Genomic DNA, 16,730 nt, shown 5'->3' with positions numbered 1-16,730 from the left:
CGCCCTTCTTGCTTTTCTCCCCTTACGTAGCGTCTTATAAGCGTTGCAATGACGTGAAGCCTGCATAGATAGACAGGCAGACAATCTAGGGCGAGGACCTATGGCCAAGAAAAATCACGAAACCGATGTGGCATTCATCGAAGCGCTGGCGAAACTGCTTCAGGAAAACGACCTGACCGAGCTGGAAGTCATGCGCGACTATGGCGAAAACGACAGCCTGAACGTGCGCGTCAGCCGCGCGAAAGAGGTTGTACAGCAGATCGCAGCCCCCGTTGCCGCTGCGGCCCCTGCACCCGTAGCCGCCGCTGCCGCCCCGGCAGCCGCACCCGCTGCAGACGCTCCGGCCGCGGCTTCGGACGATCCGGCAAGCCACCCCGGCGCCGTTCCCTCGCCGATGGTCGGCACCGCCTACCTTCAGGCCGAGCCCGGCAGCCCGTCCTTCGTCAACGTGGGCGACACCGTGTCCGAAGGCCAGACCCTGCTGATCGTGGAAGCCATGAAGACCATGAACCAGATCCCGGCCCCGCGCGCAGGTAAGGTGACCCGTATTCTGGTCGAAGATGGCTCGCCGGTCGAATTTGGCGCGCCGCTGATGATCATCGAATAAGGGGCGGATCATGGCCCAATTCGATAAAATCCTGATTGCCAACCGGGGCGAGATTGCGCTGCGCGTGATCAGAGCTGCCCGCGAGATGGGCATCAAAACCGTTGCCGTGCATTCGACCGCTGACGTGGACGCGATGCATGTGCGTATGGCAGATGAAAGCGTCTGTATCGGCCCCAACGCCGGCGCCGACAGCTATCTGTCGATCCCTGCGATCATCGCCGCTTGCGAAATCACCGGCGCACAAGCTGTGCACCCCGGTTACGGCTTCCTGTCGGAAAACGCGACCTTCGTGCAGGCGCTGGAAGATCACGAGATCACCTTCATCGGCCCCTCGGCCGAGCACATCCGCATGATGGGCGACAAGATCACCGCGAAAGACACCGCGATCAAGCTGGGCATTCCGGTTGTTCCGGGCTCGGACGGTGGTGTGCCCGACATCGAAACCGCGCGCAAAACCGCGGCCGAGATGGGCTATCCGGTCATCATCAAAGCCACCGCAGGTGGTGGCGGGCGCGGCATGAAAGTGGCCGAGACCGAAGCCGACATCGACACCGCGTTCTCGACCGCGCGCTCGGAAGCGAAAGCCGCCTTCGGCAATGACGAAGTCTATATGGAGAAATACCTCCAAAAGCCGCGTCACATCGAAGTGCAGGTCTTTGGCGACGGCCAAGGCGGCGGCGTGCATCTGGCGGAACGTGACTGCTCGCTGCAGCGTCGTCACCAGAAGGTGTTCGAGGAAGCCCCCGGCCCCTCGATCAGCCCGGAAGAGCGTGAAAAGATTGGTACAATCTGCGCCAACGCCGTGGCCGAGATGGGCTATTCCGGCGCGGGTACGATCGAATTCCTCTATGAAGATGGCGAGTTCTATTTCATCGAAATGAACACCCGTCTGCAGGTGGAACACCCGGTCACAGAATACATCTTCGACGTTGATCTGGTCCGCGAACAGATCCTTGTGGCGGAAGGCAACAAGCTGTCCTTTGCCCAGTCGGATCTAGTGGTGAACGGCCACGCGATCGAGGTACGTCTGAACGCCGAGCGTCTGCCGAACTTCACCCCCAGCCCGGGCAAGATCACTCAGTATCACGCCCCCGGCGGTCTGGGTGTACGGATGGATAGCGCACTCTATGACGGCTATTCGATCCCGCCCTATTATGACAGCCTGATCGGCAAGCTGATCGTGCATGGCCGCGACCGGCCTGAAGCTCTGGCGCGTCTAAGCCGCGCTTTGGGTGAGCTGATCATCGACGGGATCGAAACCACGGTTCCGCTGTTCGACATGCTGCTGGCCGAGGCCGACATCCATTCGGGTGACTATAATATCCACTGGCTGGAACGCTGGTTGGACGAAAACATGGGGTAAGGGCCATTGGCCCCCCCAACCCCTCCACCTCTCACCGCTGAGTTGCTTTTGAAAGCCTATGCCATGGGCGTCTTTCCCATGGCTGAAGGGCGCGATGATCCCGAAATCTTCTGGGTCGACCCAAAACTTCGCGGGATCTTTCCGTTGGACAGTTTTCACATCTCGCGCAGCCTTGCCCGCACGATCCGCCGCACGCCTTATCAGGTCACACTGAACCGGGATTTTGCTGGGACTGTTGCAGGATGTGCTGACCGGGACGAAACCTGGATCAACGATACGATTTTCGCGCTGTATGAGCAGTTGCACCGGATGGGCCACGCCCATTCGCTTGAGCTGTGGGAGGGCGGCGATCTGATCGGCGGCGTCTATGGGGTTACGCTGGGCAGGGCGTTCTTTGGGGAAAGCATGTTCTCGCGCCGTCGGGATGCCTCAAAGATTGCACTAGCCTATCTGGTGACCCACCTACGGGCCTGCGGCTTCACGCTGTTCGACACGCAATTCCTGACCCCGCATCTGGCCAGTTTGGGCGCGGTCGAGATCCCGCGCGCGGCCTATCATCAGCTGTTGAGAACTGCGCTGGAGGGTGAGGCCGACCTGGCACGTCGCCCCCTGCCCGACGCTTATTCGGTGACGCAGCGCAACACCCAGACGTCATAGCGCGGGTGATCCAAGGCATTCAGCGCGGGCGAGGAGGCGATCATCCAGCCTTCGAACGTGGTCTCTTCTGCATTGCCATCGCGCACGACAAGCCACGCAAAAGCGTCGCCCGAGGGGTTGTCGGTGGGATAGCGGCATTCGCCCAAAGTGACGCGCAGACGGCCAAGTTCGACCGTGTCACCCACATTCATCTTGAAGTCCACGGGCGTACCCGACACCTTGTCCAATCCACGCAGCAGGGCACCCGACGCCTTGGCGGTTTCGGCCCAAGCCGTGCTGGCCGCGAACAGAGCGGTGGACAGGATGACAGCTGCGCGGATCACTCGGCGCTATCCTCGCTACCGGCCACAAACTTCAAAAGCAGTTGCACAAGGCTAACCGAGCCTTGGGTGTCTTCAATCTCGGCGCCCGGCTCCAAATTGAAGGGCGATCCGCCGGGCAGAAGCTCGACGAAATTGCCGCCCAAAAGGCCCTCGGACGAGATGATGGCGGCGGTATCTTCCGGCAACGCCACATCCGACAAAACGGTGAAATCCGCGTCTGCACGGAACGTGTCAGGGTTCAACGTGATATCGGTCACGGTGCCAACCTTAACGCCACCCAGTCGCACATCCGTCCCGATCGAGATACCATCCGCCGAGCGGAAAGAAGCCGAATAGGAATCCGTCGTCCCCGACCCGGACAGGCCCACAATCTGGCCGGCATACAGGAAGAACCCAACGGCGACCGCCAGCACGATGCTGCCGGTCACGACTTCAGTTGTATGGCTATCACTCATGCGAAAATTCCCTCGTTCCGGGGGCTGATCGACAGATTGTGCGTATTACTCGGGCTGCCAAGCTTCATAGTCGCTACGCTCGGCCGGAGCGGCCTGACGCAAGGACCCAACAGGCGCATAGGCCATCGCCGTGCCGGTCAGGTTATCCTGATGCGGCTTTTCCCAGTCCTTATGGGCCAGCGGCTTGTCTTCCGGGCAGTTGTCGAACGTGTGGTGCAGCCAGCCATGCCATTCAGGGCTGACGCGGCTTGCCTCTGGCTCGCCGTTATAGATCACCCAGCGGCGGCTGTCGTCTTGGTTGCGATAGAAGACGTTGCCTTGATCATCCTGCCCGACTTTCACGCCTTTACGGCGGGTGAACAGCCAGGTTCCGATCGTCTCACTGTGGTACCATGTCAGAAGCGAAAGAAGCCGCATGTCGATCTCCGAAATTTCTTACACTTGATATGGCCCAAGCTGGTGCGAAGGTCCAGAGCTTTGCCTGCCAATCCACGTTCCATGCGCGATTTGAGGCCAGTTTCGCATGCAGGCGGGCCAGAAAAGGAAAAGCCACCGCGTGGGGCGATGGCTTTGTAATGATTTTGGGAATCAGTTTACGCGCTTAGCTGGCGGTCACTTCTTCCTTCGCGGTGTCCGCATAGATGATCAACGGCTTCGCGTCCGAGGTCACCGCCTCGTCATTCACGACCACTTCGTCCACGTTCTCAAGCCCCGGCAGGTCGAACATCGTGTCCAGCAGGATGTCTTCCATGATCGAGCGCAGCCCGCGTGCACCGGTCTTGCGTTCAATGGCGCGTTTCGCGATGGCTTTCAGCGCGTCTTCCGTGAAGGTCAGCTGCGCATCTTCCAGTTCGAACAGGCGCTGGTACTGCTTAACCAAAGCGTTTTTCGGTGCGGTCAGAATGGTGACCAGCGCATCCGCGTCCAGGTCTTCCAGCGTTGCAATCACCGGCAGACGGCCAACGAATTCCGGAATCAGACCGAATTTCAGCAGATCCTCGGGCTCAAGCTCTTTGAACAGCTCGCCCACGCCACGGTCGTCATTTTCGCGCACGTCAGCACCAAAGCCCATCGCCGAGCCCTTGCCGCGCTGTGCGATGATCTTGTCCAGACCCGCGAACGCGCCACCACAGATGAACAGAATGTTCGTGGTGTCCACTTGCAGGAATTCCTGCTGCGGGTGCTTGCGGCCACCTTGCGGCGGAACCGAGGCAACGGTGCCTTCCATGATCTTCAAGAGCGCTTGCTGCACACCCTCGCCCGACACGTCGCGGGTGATCGAGGGGTTGTCCGACTTGCGGGTAATCTTGTCGACCTCGTCGATATAAACGATGCCGCGCTGTGCGCGCTCGACGTTGTATTCCGACGCCTGCAGCAGCTTCAGAATGATGTTTTCCACGTCCTCGCCCACGTAACCGGCTTCGGTCAGCGTGGTGGCGTCGGCCATGGTAAAGGGCACGTCCAGAATGCGCGCGAGCGTTTGGGCCAGCAGCGTCTTACCGCAGCCCGTCGGGCCGATCAGCATGATGTTGGATTTCGCCAGCTCAATTTCGTCGCCATTGGCGGCGGCATGGTTCAGACGCTTATAGTGGTTGTGCACGGCCACAGACAGCACGCGCTTCGCATGCCCCTGCCCGATCACATAATCGTCCAGAACTTGGCAGATCTCGGAAGGTGTCGGCACACCTTCGGATGACTTCAGCCCCGACGACTTGGTTTCTTCACGGATGATGTCCATGCACAGCTCGACGCATTCATCACAGATAAACACCGTCGGCCCCGCAATCAGCTTGCGCACCTCGTGCTGGCTTTTGCCGCAGAACGAGCAGTAGAGCGTGTTCTTGCTGTCACCAGAGGAATTATTCGCCATAGTCCAGTCCCATTAGGCCGGATACCGACCCCGTTAAGCCCTTCCGGGCGGTCTTTGCCCCTTCCACCAGCTTAGGCCAGGGTCAGGGTATTCACAATCAGCTTTTTGAAAGGCCCGTGTAGGGCCTTTCAAGATCAGGCCTCGGCGTCGTCGCCTTTGGCACGGTTCTCGACGATCTCGTCGATCAGACCCCAGTCTTTGGCGGCCTCGGGGTCCATGAAGTTGTCACGCTCCAGCGCGTCAACCACGGCTTCCATCTTCTGACCCGTGTGCTTCACATAGATCCCGTTCAGGCGGTCCTTCAGCTTCTGGGTTTCCTGTGCGTGGATCATGATATCCGTCGCCTGCCCCTGATAGCCGCCCGAAGGCTGGTGCACCATGATGCGCGAATTGGGCAGTGAGAAGCGCATACCGCTTTCACCAGCCGCCAGCAGCAGCGAGCCCATCGACGCGGCTTGACCGATCACCAAGGTCGACACTTTGGGTTTGATGTACTGCATCGTGTCATAGATCGACAGGCCCGAGGTCACCACGCCACCGGGCGAGTTGATATACATCGAAATCTCTTTGTTCGGGTTCTCAGCCTCGAGGTGCAGAAGCTGCGCCACGATCAGGCTGGACATGCCGTCATGCACCGGGCCGGACAGGAAAATAATCCGTTCCTTCAACAGGCGCGAGAAAATGTCATAGGCCCGTTCCCCGCGCGAGGTCTGCTCGACCACCATCGGGACAAGGGTGTTCATATAGGTATCAATCGGATCGTGCATGTCGCCTGCTTTCTCTTCGCGCCAAAGCCCGTTCTGGGCACCTGATGCCAACCTAGTCCTGTGTTTGGGGGGCTGCAAGGGGCCGAAGCAATCCGGCTGCGCACTCCGTCACACATTTCGGACAGAGTTGCCGGAAAACGGTTAATAAATTCCTTTGCTAGGCGCCGTCACGACAACAATTTGCAAAAGAAAAGGCGCCAGAAAGGCGCCTGATCTTTTTCAGTTTTTCCGCTGCGATCAGCCCGGGGACATCCCGCGCAGGCGCTCCGAGCGGCGGCGCAGAAGTTCAACCGTGGTCAGCAGCGCGATCGAGATGGCGACCAGGATCGTAGCAACCGCCAGAATGGTCGGGCTGATCTGCTCGCGCAGGCCGGTGAACATCTGCCATGGCAGCGTCTGCTGCTTGGCCGAGCCCACGAAGATCACCACAACAACTTCGTCGAACGAGGTGATGAAGGCAAACAACGCACCCGAGATCACGCCCGGCAGGATCAGCGGCATCTGCACGCGGAAGAAGGTGGTTACCGGATCCGCGCCCATGTTGGCCGCTGCACGGGTCAGCGAGCGGTCGAAGCCCACCAGCGTTGCGGTCACGGTGATGATCACGAAGGGGATGCCCAGTGCCGCGTGCGCCAGAACAACGCCCCAGTAGGTGCCGGCCAGACCGATGCGGGAATAGAAGAAGTACATCCCAGCCGCCGAGATAATCAACGGAACGATCATTGGCGAGATCAGCGTGGCCATGATGGCGCGGCGTGCAGGCACGTGCGGCTGGCTTAGACCGATGGCGGCCAAAGTGCCCAGCGACACGGACAAAATCGTGGCGGCCGGTGCGATCTTGACCGAGTTCCACAGGGCGTCCTGCCAATCCGGGTTCGAGAAGAAGTCACGATAGTGCTTCAGCGAATACCCTGCCGGATCGAAGCTCAGCATCTCTTTCGTGAAGGTAAAGAAATCCTGCGAGTTGAAGCTAAGCGGGATCACCACGACGATGGGAGCGATCAGGAAGAAGAAGATCAGTCCACAGATCACGCGGAAGGTATAGTGCCAGACCCGCTGGCCGGTGGTTGCATATGGAGGAAGTGCCATGTCCGTTACCCCAGCTTCACGTTGTCAATGCCGACGATTTTGTCATACGCCCAGTACAGGACCAGAACGACCGCCAGAAGGATTGCGCCCAGTGCCGAGGCCAGACCCCAGTTCAACGAGCTTGAGATGTGGAAGGCAATCTGGTTCGAGATGAACGTGCCTTTCGTACCCCCGACCAGAGCCGGTGTAATGTAGTAACCGATCGCCAGGATGAACACGAGGATCGAACCTGCGCCGATGCCCGGGACGGTCTGCGGGAAGTACACCCTCCAGAACGCGGTCCAATCGGTTGCGCCAAGGCTTTTCGCAGCCCGCAGGTAGCTAGGCGGAATGGTCTGCATCACCGAATACATTGGCAGGATCATGAACGGCAGCAGGATGTGGGTCATCGCCACGATGGTACCGAACTGGTTGTTGATGATCACCAATCGCGCGCTGTCATCCACAAGGCCGACCCAGACAAGAATGTCATTGATCACGCCCTGTTGCTGCAGCAGGATTTTCCATGCCGAGGTCCGCACCAGAAGAGAGGTCCAGAAGGGCAACAGCACAAGGATCATCAAGATATTCGCCTGACGCATTGGCAGGTTCGCAAGGATCCACGCAACCGGATAGGCCAGCAGGATACAGCAGACGGTAATCGCCAGCGACATCCATAGCGTCCGGCCCAACAGGTTCATATAGATCCGCTCGGCCTCGGGACGCAGTTCTGCCCCGTCCGTCCCGACGCGCATATCCACAGCGTTCAGGAAGTATCCCGAAGTGACACGCGGCGAATACGTCTGGATGGTGCGCCAGTTATCGATGTCACCCCAGTCTTTGTTGATGTCGATCAGCTCGTCTTTCCACGAGGCGACGCCCTCGATGTCGAACTTCTTGGCCTTGCGACCGGTCTTGCGGAACAGCGAAGAAATCCCCGGGTTCTCATAGTTCAGGCGCGTACCGACCTTGGTGTGGGTCTTGGCGGCGGCGGCCTCTTTCAGGTCGGCTGCCATGGCCGCATAGACGGCCTCGCTTGGCAATTCTCCTGAATCCGCATCCCAATCCGCGATCGCAACAACGGTGCGCGGCAGCGTCTCGGCCACGATCCCGTTCTTGACCGAGCGATACAGCATATCGGCAACCGGCAGGATGAAACTGATCAGAATGAACAGCAACAATGGTGCAATCAGCAGCAGCGCTCGCATTTTCTGTCGGCGGAGCGCCCGCGCAAGACTGCGCTTCAGCGGCGTTCCATCTGCGGCCAGAACCGGGCCGCCGGTATCAGTTGTATCGCTCATATCTTCCCTGTCGGCTGTTGCCGTTTCTTGGTTTCAGTCAGCTAAATTGACAAACAAATCAGATAGATAAAATAGGGGATGAAGGAGGCCCGAAGGCCCCCTTCGTATTCAAATTACTTGGCCAGCCAAGCTTCGAATTTTGCGTTCAGATCGTCACGGTTATCTGCCCACCATTCGTAGTCATACACGTGAACGTTGCCCGAGTTTGCCGGGTCGGTCGGCATGTGCGGCGCCATGTCGATGCCCAGTTCGGCGTGCTTACCAACCAGCGGTGCCGACGATGCACGGGCCGGGCCGTACGAGATGTAGGCAGCCTGATCAGCCAGACGCTGGGTGTCGGTTGCGAACTTCAGGAAGTCCATGACGCGGGCTTTGCGGTCTGCCGGCAGGCCAGCGGGTACAACCCAACCGTCAAGGTCAAACGACTGCATGTCCCACAGCATTTCGATCGGCTGGTTCTGCTCGGCGATGGCCGAGAACAGACGACCGTTGAAGGTCGAACCGAAGACAACTTCGCCGTCAGCCAGCAGCTGCGGGGTTTCTGCACCAGCAGTCCACCAGACAACCTGGTCTTTGATGGTGTCCAGCTTGGCCAGAGCGCGCTCCATGCCGCCGTCTTCACCCAGAACGTCATAGATCTCGTCCTTGGCTACGCCGTCGCAGTACAGAGCCCATTCTACGTTGTCGATCGGACGCTTCTGCAGAGCACGTTTGCCCGGCCAGGTGTCCAAATCGAAGATGGCGCAAACGCTGTCAGGCTTGGTGTCGCCAACCAGGTCTTTGCGGTAGCCGAAGGTGGTCGAGTACACGATCTGCGGTACGAAGCAATCCGATACCAGCAGGTCGCCGAAGTCGTCCGACGCCGAGGTGCCATCGGGGGCAGCGGCCAGATCTTCGTCGTGGTTCAGCTCTTCTGCCAGACCTTCGTCACACAGACGCATCGAGTCCGACGCAACGGCGTCGACCAGGTCCCAGGTGACGTTGCCGGCTTCGTTCATGGCACGCAGTTTAGCCACAGCTTCTGCCGAGCTTTCGTCCCAGGTCACTTTAACCTCGGGGTGCATCTCCAGATACGGTTCGACATAGGCCTTCACCTGGCTGGCCTGATAGGCACCACCCCAGGACACCAGCGTCAGTTCGTTGGCCATATCCTCGGCGGTTGCCACGTTACCGGCAAGCGTCAGGGCCGAGGTGGCCATAAACATCTTCGCAAGTTTCATACTCTAATTCTCCCTAGTTATCCCGTTTGATTAGTCGGAACTGCATGACGGGCTGCATGGCAGTTCCCTGGCTAGATGCCCCGGGGCCGTGTTGCCACGCCCCCGCAGCAATTCTGTTTATGCGTCCAGCGCGCGGCAATCCTGCGGCAACCAGCCGATCTCGATCTGCTGGCCCGGCTTCAGGCGCTCGACGTCCGGTGCGTTACGGGTCTTGATAATGAACTCATCATTGCCAGCAACGCGCAGGCGGGTGCGGAAAATGTCGCCCATATAGATGAATTCAAGCACTTCGGCTTTCAGCGTATGGGCACCTTCCTGCAGGCGTTCTTTGTTGTACTCAACACGTTCGGGGCGGATCGACACCTTCGTGCGCTCGCCCACTTTCGAGACGTTGATCGGGGTGGCGTCCAGCTCTTCCCCGTCATCCAGACGGACCACACAGGTATCGCCCGAGATCTCGGTCACAACGCCTTCAAGGGTGTTGTTTTCGCCGATGAACTGCGCAACGAAGCTGTTTTCCGGCTTTTCATACAGAAGATCTGGCGGCGCCAGCTGCTGAATGCGGCCATCGTCAAACACGGCGACGTTATCCGACATGGTCAAGGCTTCGGTCTGGTCGTGGGTCACGTAGACCGTTGTAATACCCAGATTATGTGCCAGATCTGTGATTTCGAACTGCATCTTTTCACGCAGTTGCTTGTCCAGCGCGCCCAGCGGTTCATCCATCAGAACCAGTTCGGGCTCGAACACCAGTGCGCGAGCAAGCGCCACACGCTGCTGCTGACCACCGGACAATTGCGACGGACGACGGCCACCAAAGGCCCCCATTTCCACCATGTCCAGTGCACGCTTGATTTTCTCTTCACGCTCGGATTTGCCCATCTTCCGGACTTCCAGCGGGAAGGCCAAGTTCTCGGCAATCGTCATGTGCGGGAACAGCGCATAGTTCTGGAACACCATGCCAATACCGCGCTTATGCGGCGGGATGTTGTTGATCGGTTGACCACCCAGGCGAATATCACCGTGGGTTGCAGTCTCGAAACCGGCCAGCATCATCAAGCAGGTGGTTTTACCAGAGCCAGACGGCCCAAGCATGGTAAGAAACTCGCCCTTTGCGATCGACAGGTTCAGGTCTTTAACAACCAGTGTTTCCCCGTCGTAGCTTTTTTGGACACGATCGAAGACGACAAATCCGTCGTCGGTAACAGCTTCAGCCAAGTGACCCCCCTGGTCTATGTTCTTTTTTATCTTGCACCAGCCAACACGAAGAAATGAGCGATATCAACAGTCAATTCGACTGAATTCCCACTGTCTGACAATTATTTGTGCTTTTCTGCGCGTGCATTACACACCAAAGCTTAACTGTCAGTTCGCGCCAAACCTCTTTTTATAAACGCTTCACCCTGCCGTTTTCTGACCTTGGGGAAAGCCGTTGATTGGTGACCGGGCGACAGGGGCAAATCTACGCTTGCAACTGTTCTGCCGCCCGGGTTTCTCTCTTTACTCTGAGTAAATCACACCTTCAGGATGACACTCTCGCGACCCTTCGGGGCAATTTTACGCCAGAATCAGTTCCTATCGCGAAATGATGTTATGACCCGGGCCATAGGGGAAGCCGGTGATGTTCTCGGCACCGTCCTCTCCGACCACCAGAATATCATGTTCACGATAACCGCCAGCACCTGCTGTGCCTTCCGGCAGGAACAGCATCGGCTCCATCGACACAACCATGCCGGGTTCCAGCACGGTATCAATGTCCTCGCGCAGCTCCAGCCCAGCCTCGCGGCCATAGTAGTGCGACAACACGCCAAACGAGTGACCGTAGCCGAACGAGCGATACTGCAGCAGGCCTTCGGCCTCAAAAAACTTGTTGATCTCGGCCGTGATGCCCGAGCAGGTCGCGCCCGGCTTGATCAGGCTGATCCCCAGCTCGTGCGCGGCGACGTTGGCCTCCCAGATGCGCAGGCTTTCTGCATCCGGTTCACCTACGAACAGGGTCCGTTCCAACGCGGTGTAGTAGCCCGAGATCATCGGGAAGGTGTTCAGCGACAGGATATCGCCATCTTCCAACTTGCGCGTGGTGACCGGGTTATGGGCACCGTCGGTGTTGATGCCCGACTGGAACCAAACCCAGCTATCGCGGATTTCGCTGTCGGGATGTGCGCGCGAGATCTCCAACTCCATCGCGTCCCGACCGGCCATAGCGATATCAATCTCGCGGGCACCGACGCGTATCGCGTCGTGAATGGCGGCCCCGCCGACATCCGCAATGCGCGCGCCTTCGCGGATCAGCGCGATTTCCTCGGCCGACTTGATCATGCGGGCTTGCATCGTGTCACCGGCAATGTCGGTAAAGGTGCTGTCCGACAGGAACTCTTCGGCCAGACCACGCTGCGCCAAAGTCATGTGGTCGCCTTCGATCCCGATCGACTTGGCGTTGCCCACAAGGTTCTTCACCGCGCGCCAATAGTTGTTGCGCTCCCAATCGGTGTAAATGACGTTGTCGCCATAGCAGCGGCGCCACGGCTGACCTGCGTCGATGTTGGCCGACACCGTGGTCGAGCGATCCGCTGTCACTACCAACGCGTAGGGACGGCCGAAGGCGCAGTACAGAAAGCCCGAGTAATAGGCGATATTGTGCATCGAACTGAACACAACCGCTTCGACACCACGGGCGGCCATGATCTTGCGCAGACCGGCCAGGCGGCGTTCATATTCCGCGTCCGAGAAGGGCAGCGGGGCTTTTTCACCGTTTTCACAAACAAAATACTGAGGGCGTGACATATCACATCTCTCCATCTTCCGAGGCCGGGACGTGAATGGGATATGCCCGGCCAACCAAACTCCCCGGCGTCCAGGGCAGTTGATCTCCGGACCGGTGTGCATGTGGCACACAGGGCAGCGACGCCATCGCTGCGGATGGGGAAGTTGTGGCCGTGAAAGTGGATTCTGTCAACTGGCGTCTTGCATGTCCCGGTCAGGCCAGATCTGCTGACTGCCCCCCTGCCCCAAAACGCGAATGCCACCTGCAGACACCGAGACCGCAGGCAGCGCGCCTGTCTGAAAGGCTCCGGTATCGACCGAGATGCGTCCCTGACGGACCATCACATTGGGCACAATCGTGTGGCCATGCACCACCCAGACCCCATCGGCCCGCGGCCGCGTCCTGAAATCGGCGTGGCCCCAGATCAGCACGTCGTCCTCTTGATCCGGCAGAGGCCTCCCCGGGTCCGCCCCCGCATGCACCACCGCAACATTTCCGGTTTGCCACAGGTTGGGCAGAGATCGCAGAAAGCCCAATGCCTCGTCCCCCATCTCCATCTTCAACCGCTCACGCACCATCAGAACGCGGTCCCCACGCATGTCCAGCTTCGTGGCACGAATGCCAAAACTGTTCAACGTGGCAAGCCCGCCATTGGCGAACCAGACGGGCGCGTTCATTGGCGGGTTATCGAGAAAGTTCAGCAAAAGCTGCTCGTGATTGCCGCGCAAACAATAGACGTCGCGCGGGTCCGAGACCTGAAGCCCCATCAACCGTTTCAGCACCCCTGCGCTTTGCGGGCCGCGATCCATGTAGTCCCCGACGAAGACAAGGGGCAGATCGGCATGCTTCGGGTCATCTGCGATGCGGTCCAATGTGGCGTCGAGCGCTTCAAGCTGCCCGTGGATATCCCCAATCACCAAAAAAGGCTGATCCGGGGCTAGCGGCGCGTCAAACGCGGCACCGCCCCCGAACTTTTGAAACAGGTTGTTTAGAAACGTTCCCATTCCGCTCTTTCTTACCGTGTCGCGTTACCAATCACCGTTTGCAAACAGTCACCCAGCGCCTGCGTGCGCTCTGTGGCCCAAGTCGGATCCACCAAGAAACACAGGCTGGTGTCGCCCAAATCCCGCGCCACCGGAAGCGGCGCGTCTGGTCCCAAACCATAGCGCGTGAAAGTGCCTTCGCGATAGATCTCGGAACAACTGCCCGAGAAGATCGGGAACCCAGCCCCCGAGACCTCGGCGATGATACGGTCGCGGCTCCAGTCGTTTTTCAACGCATCTGGGCGCACAAAGGCATAGAACCGGTAATAGGCATGGGTCAGATCATCCGGAACGTTCGGCAGTCGGATCGCCTCCAACCCTGACAGCGCCTGCGCCAGTATGCCCGCGTTCGCCGTGCGATGTGTGCGCCAATCAGCCAACCGCTTCAACTGTACCCGCCCGATGGCGGCGGACGGCCCGGTCATGCGCAGGTTCGTACCCGGACCAGCCCCATGCAGCCACCGAAAGCCCGGAGGGTGCTCGGTGTTGAACACCACATCATAGTCTTTGCCGTGATCCTTGAAGCTCCACGCTTTGGACCAGAGATCACGGTCGGTGGTGGTCAGCATGCCGCCCTCGCCGCCTGTCGTCATGATCTTGTCTTGGCAGAACGAAAACGACCCAAAGGTTCCAAAGCCACCCACATGCTGATCCCCGATCATCGCGCCATGCGCCTGCGCGCAATCCTCGATCACCCACAGATCATGCGCCTTTGCCAGATCCATGATCGCGGGCATATCGCAGGGCCAGCCGCCCAGATGCACGGGGATGATCCCCTTGGTGCGGGGCGTGATCAGGGGGGCGATGGTCTCAGCCGTGATGTTCTGGCTGTCTGGGTCGACATCCGCGAAAACCGGCACACCGCCTTTCAGGGATACCGAGCTCGCCGAAGCGATGAAGCTGCGTGGCGTCACGATGACCTCGTCGCCCTCGGACACGCCCAACACATGCAGCGCCGCATCCAGCGTGACGGTACCGTTTGCCATCGCAATCGCGTGGGGGACGCCGAACCACTCGGCAAACTCTTCCTCAAAAGCCCACACATCTGGGCCGGTCCACGCGTTCACTTTGCCCGAGCGCAAAACCTCGGTCACGGCAGCGATCTGTTCTTCATCGAATACGGGCCAGTTGGACATTCGGCGCCCCCTCAATTGACATTTGGCGACGCACTCTTCATGCGTGCACCCGCTCGTCCTCCGGTGTCGCACTCCAGCGCTCTGCTGCTTCAATTCGGTCCTCTCGGCGATGCTCGCCCGACAGAACAACACCGACGGTTTCAATCATAATTTGAAGGTCCAGGGCCGTCGAACGATGTGCGACATACCAAAGGTCCAGTTTCAACTTTTCGTCATTATTGAGCAAAGTGGCCCCGCTGACCTGAGACCAACCGGTCAACCCCGGCCGGACGTGACCCCGAGTAATGCCGTCGGCTCCGAAATCATCAATGGTCTCCGGCCAGAGCGGGCGCGGCCCAACCAGCGCCATACGACCGGCCAATATGATGAACAGTTGGGGCAGTTCGTCAAAGCGTGAACGACGCAGAAAATGTCCGGCGGGTGTCAGGCGATCCTCATCGGGCAACCAGTCTCCGTTGTCATCACGTTCATCGGTGAGGGTTCGAAACTTGACCAGATCAAAGGGCACGCCTCCCTTACCTGCCCGCGTTTGGCGAAACATTACAGGACGACCCAATGTCGTTGCGACAATCAGAAAGGTTACCGCGCACAGGGGAACGGCAATCACCAACATGCACAAGCAGATCAGAATCTCGAGCAATCGATTCATAATGCATCCATCAAACAAGGGCCTGAAACAGGCAGAGAAAGTTGTCAGAACACCCCGAAGCGCCGAGGCCGCATCAATGTCGGAAGACTATTCCCGGCGCGCCTTCAAATCAGCTTTGAGCCAGAAAATCCCGCCCCAACATGCACATACATAATGGATGAAGCTTGCCAGACATTCAGATTCCATGCAAGCTTGCCCCATGAAAGTTATTCATGTCGTCACAACCACGGATGTCGGCGGCGCACAAATTATGTTGCAAAGATATTTATCTGCTTTGAAGGATGATGCGCAGTCGCATTCCGTGATATCGTTGGTTCCCCCGGGTTCGGTCGCGTCGCAGATCGAAGACTTGGGGATTGAGGTCGCAGATCTTGGGCTAAGTCCGGGACGGATCACTTTGGGTGCGCTGTGGCGTCTGCGGCGCATGCTGCGCGATGCCAGCCCAGATGTGGTGCATGGTTGGATGTACCACGGCTGTCTTGCGGCGTGGGCCGGGCTGAAATTGCTGCCCAAGCGCCAGCGGGCCGCACAAGTCTGGGCCGTGCACCATTCGCTGCAAGATATCCAGAACGAGAAACGCTCGACCCGAATTGCTGTCCGCGCGATGGCCGTATTGTCGCGCAAGATCGAGCTGATCACCTATTGCTCGGGCATCTCACAACAGCAACACGAGGCCATCGGGTTCTGTCCTGACCGGGTCGAGCTGATTGCAAATGCCGTCGACACCGAGGTGTTCAAGCCAGACCCGGACGCCCGCACCCGCCTGTCCGAAATCGCAGGCATTCCCGAAGGTCGTCTGGTCATCGGAAACGTCGCACGCAATCATCCGATGAAAGATCACGTTGCCATGGTCAAGGCCACGGCGCAGCTGGCGAAGATGGGCCATGACGTACATGCGGTACTGGTGGGCGAAGGGCATCGGGGCAGTTTGGCCGAGCAAACGGCACAGGATCTGGGCATCTCGGATCGGGTCAGCATCATCGAAACGCGCCCCGACATTCACCGCATCGTGCCCGGTTTTGACATCTTCCTGTTATCCTCGGCCTGGGGCGAGGCGTTCCCCCTAGCCGTGTCCGAAGCCATGGCCGCCGAGGTCCCCTGCGTGGTCACAGATGTGGGCGATTGCGCCATACTTGTGGGCGATACAGGGCGCGTTGTTCCGCCTGCTCAGCCTGAAAAACAAGCACTTGCGGTTGCAGAACTCATTGACGAAGGCCCTGTGGCTAGGGCAACCTTGGGGAAACTCGCGCGGGAACGCGTGACAAAGAATTTTTCGACAAGCATTTATGTCGACCGTCATTACGCGGCCTATAGGCGCGCACTCTCTGTGAAGATTTAAGCACAGAGAACCAATTTAAGAACGACATCCCTTCCCACGGGGGAAACTTGGGAAGGGGCTGTTGGGGTGGCCCGCCGGATGGCGGAAAAGAAGTTGATAGGGGTTATGTGGCGCGTTTCTTGTAAACGTCGTCATCGTGTTTTCGCCATTCGGAAACAAGTCGTGACC

At 58.9% G+C, this 16,730-nt stretch carries 16 protein-coding genes and 1 pseudogene; 4 read left to right on the top strand and 13 right to left on the bottom strand.

The window, feature by feature from the left end:
* Positions 1-100: 100 nt before the first annotated feature.
* Genes accB through aat form a run of 3 tightly spaced genes read left to right on the top strand, consistent with a single transcriptional unit; the run spans position 101 to position 2,627 of the window.
* Complete coding sequence (accB, locus tag Q0677_RS08770) at positions 101-607, top strand: acetyl-CoA carboxylase biotin carboxyl carrier protein (protein WP_133489623.1); 507 nt, start codon at positions 101-103, stop codon at positions 605-607.
* A gap of 10 nt (positions 608-617) precedes the next feature.
* Positions 618-1,970 carry an acetyl-CoA carboxylase biotin carboxylase subunit gene (gene accC / locus Q0677_RS08765; protein ID WP_298908549.1) on the top strand — a complete coding sequence of 451 codons (1,353 nt, stop codon included), beginning with the start codon at positions 618-620 and terminating at the stop codon, positions 1,968-1,970.
* Between the two features lie 42 nt (positions 1,971-2,012).
* Positions 2,013-2,627, top strand: coding sequence for a leucyl/phenylalanyl-tRNA--protein transferase (aat, locus tag Q0677_RS08760; protein WP_298908546.1), 615 nt, complete (start codon positions 2,013-2,015; stop codon positions 2,625-2,627).
* Here aat and Q0677_RS08755 read toward each other — a convergent pair.
* From Q0677_RS08755 to Q0677_RS08695, 13 genes and pseudogenes are all read right to left on the bottom strand, one after another.
* Positions 2,591-2,950 carry a DUF2155 domain-containing protein gene (locus Q0677_RS08755; protein WP_298908543.1) on the bottom strand — a complete coding sequence of 120 codons (360 nt, stop codon included), beginning with the start codon at positions 2,948-2,950 and terminating at the stop codon, positions 2,591-2,593. The two genes, aat and Q0677_RS08755, sit on opposite strands and share 37 nt — an antisense overlap.
* On the bottom strand, positions 2,947-3,405 hold the full coding sequence (locus Q0677_RS08750; protein WP_298908540.1) for an outer membrane lipid asymmetry maintenance protein MlaD: 459 nt from the start codon (positions 3,403-3,405) through the stop codon (positions 2,947-2,949). Before Q0677_RS08750 ends, Q0677_RS08755 begins: the two co-directional genes overlap by 4 nt.
* 45 nt (positions 3,406-3,450) lie before the next feature.
* A complete protein-coding gene (locus tag Q0677_RS08745; RefSeq protein WP_282182856.1) occupies positions 3,451-3,822 on the bottom strand; it encodes an NADH:ubiquinone oxidoreductase subunit NDUFA12 in 372 nt (123 codons plus the stop codon).
* Positions 3,823-4,006: 184 nt separating this feature from the next.
* A complete protein-coding gene (gene clpX / locus Q0677_RS08740; protein WP_298908535.1) occupies positions 4,007-5,275 on the bottom strand; it encodes an ATP-dependent Clp protease ATP-binding subunit ClpX in 1,269 nt (422 codons plus the stop codon).
* 134 nt (positions 5,276-5,409) lie between these two features.
* Entirely contained in the window at positions 5,410-6,042 is a 633-nt protein-coding gene (locus tag Q0677_RS08735; RefSeq protein ID WP_133489617.1) for an ATP-dependent Clp protease proteolytic subunit, read from the bottom strand.
* Positions 6,043-6,279: 237 nt separating this feature from the next.
* Positions 6,280-7,125 (bottom strand): annotated as a pseudogene (locus tag Q0677_RS08730) (ABC transporter permease); the annotation flags it as partial.
* A gap of 11 nt (positions 7,126-7,136) precedes the next feature.
* Entirely contained in the window at positions 7,137-8,411 is a 1,275-nt protein-coding gene (locus tag Q0677_RS08725; RefSeq protein WP_298908530.1) for an ABC transporter permease, read from the bottom strand.
* Positions 8,412-8,524: 113 nt separating this feature from the next.
* On the bottom strand, positions 8,525-9,631 hold the full coding sequence (locus Q0677_RS08720) for an extracellular solute-binding protein (RefSeq protein ID WP_298908527.1): 1,107 nt from the start codon (positions 9,629-9,631) through the stop codon (positions 8,525-8,527).
* A gap of 117 nt (positions 9,632-9,748) precedes the next feature.
* Complete coding sequence (locus Q0677_RS08715; RefSeq protein WP_298908522.1) at positions 9,749-10,849, bottom strand: ABC transporter ATP-binding protein; 1,101 nt, start codon at positions 10,847-10,849, stop codon at positions 9,749-9,751.
* A gap of 357 nt (positions 10,850-11,206) precedes the next feature.
* Entirely contained in the window at positions 11,207-12,415 is a 1,209-nt protein-coding gene (locus Q0677_RS08710) for an aminopeptidase P family protein (RefSeq protein ID WP_298908520.1), read from the bottom strand.
* Between the two features lie 168 nt (positions 12,416-12,583).
* A complete protein-coding gene (locus Q0677_RS08705) occupies positions 12,584-13,399 on the bottom strand; it encodes a metallophosphoesterase family protein (RefSeq protein ID WP_298908517.1) in 816 nt (271 codons plus the stop codon).
* 11 nt (positions 13,400-13,410) lie between these two features.
* Complete coding sequence (locus Q0677_RS08700) at positions 13,411-14,574, bottom strand: DegT/DnrJ/EryC1/StrS family aminotransferase (protein ID WP_298908515.1); 1,164 nt, start codon at positions 14,572-14,574, stop codon at positions 13,411-13,413.
* 37 nt (positions 14,575-14,611) lie between these two features.
* Positions 14,612-15,223: a sugar transferase gene (locus tag Q0677_RS08695; RefSeq protein ID WP_298908513.1), complete on the bottom strand. Its 612-nt coding sequence runs from the start codon at positions 15,221-15,223 to the stop codon at positions 14,612-14,614.
* A gap of 199 nt (positions 15,224-15,422) precedes the next feature.
* On the opposite strand from Q0677_RS08695, the gene Q0677_RS08690 reads away from it, so the two are divergent.
* Positions 15,423-16,562 (top strand): glycosyltransferase, encoded by a 1,140-nt coding sequence (locus Q0677_RS08690; protein ID WP_298908510.1) that lies wholly within the window; start codon positions 15,423-15,425, stop codon positions 16,560-16,562.
* Positions 16,563-16,730: the final 168 nt, after the last annotated feature.

This window comes from uncultured Aliiroseovarius sp., assembly GCF_947492455.1.
Classification (GTDB): domain Bacteria; phylum Pseudomonadota; class Alphaproteobacteria; order Rhodobacterales; family Rhodobacteraceae; genus Aliiroseovarius.
The sequence above is the reverse complement of the archived record's forward strand: the minus strand, read 5'-3'. Positions and strand labels throughout refer to the sequence as shown.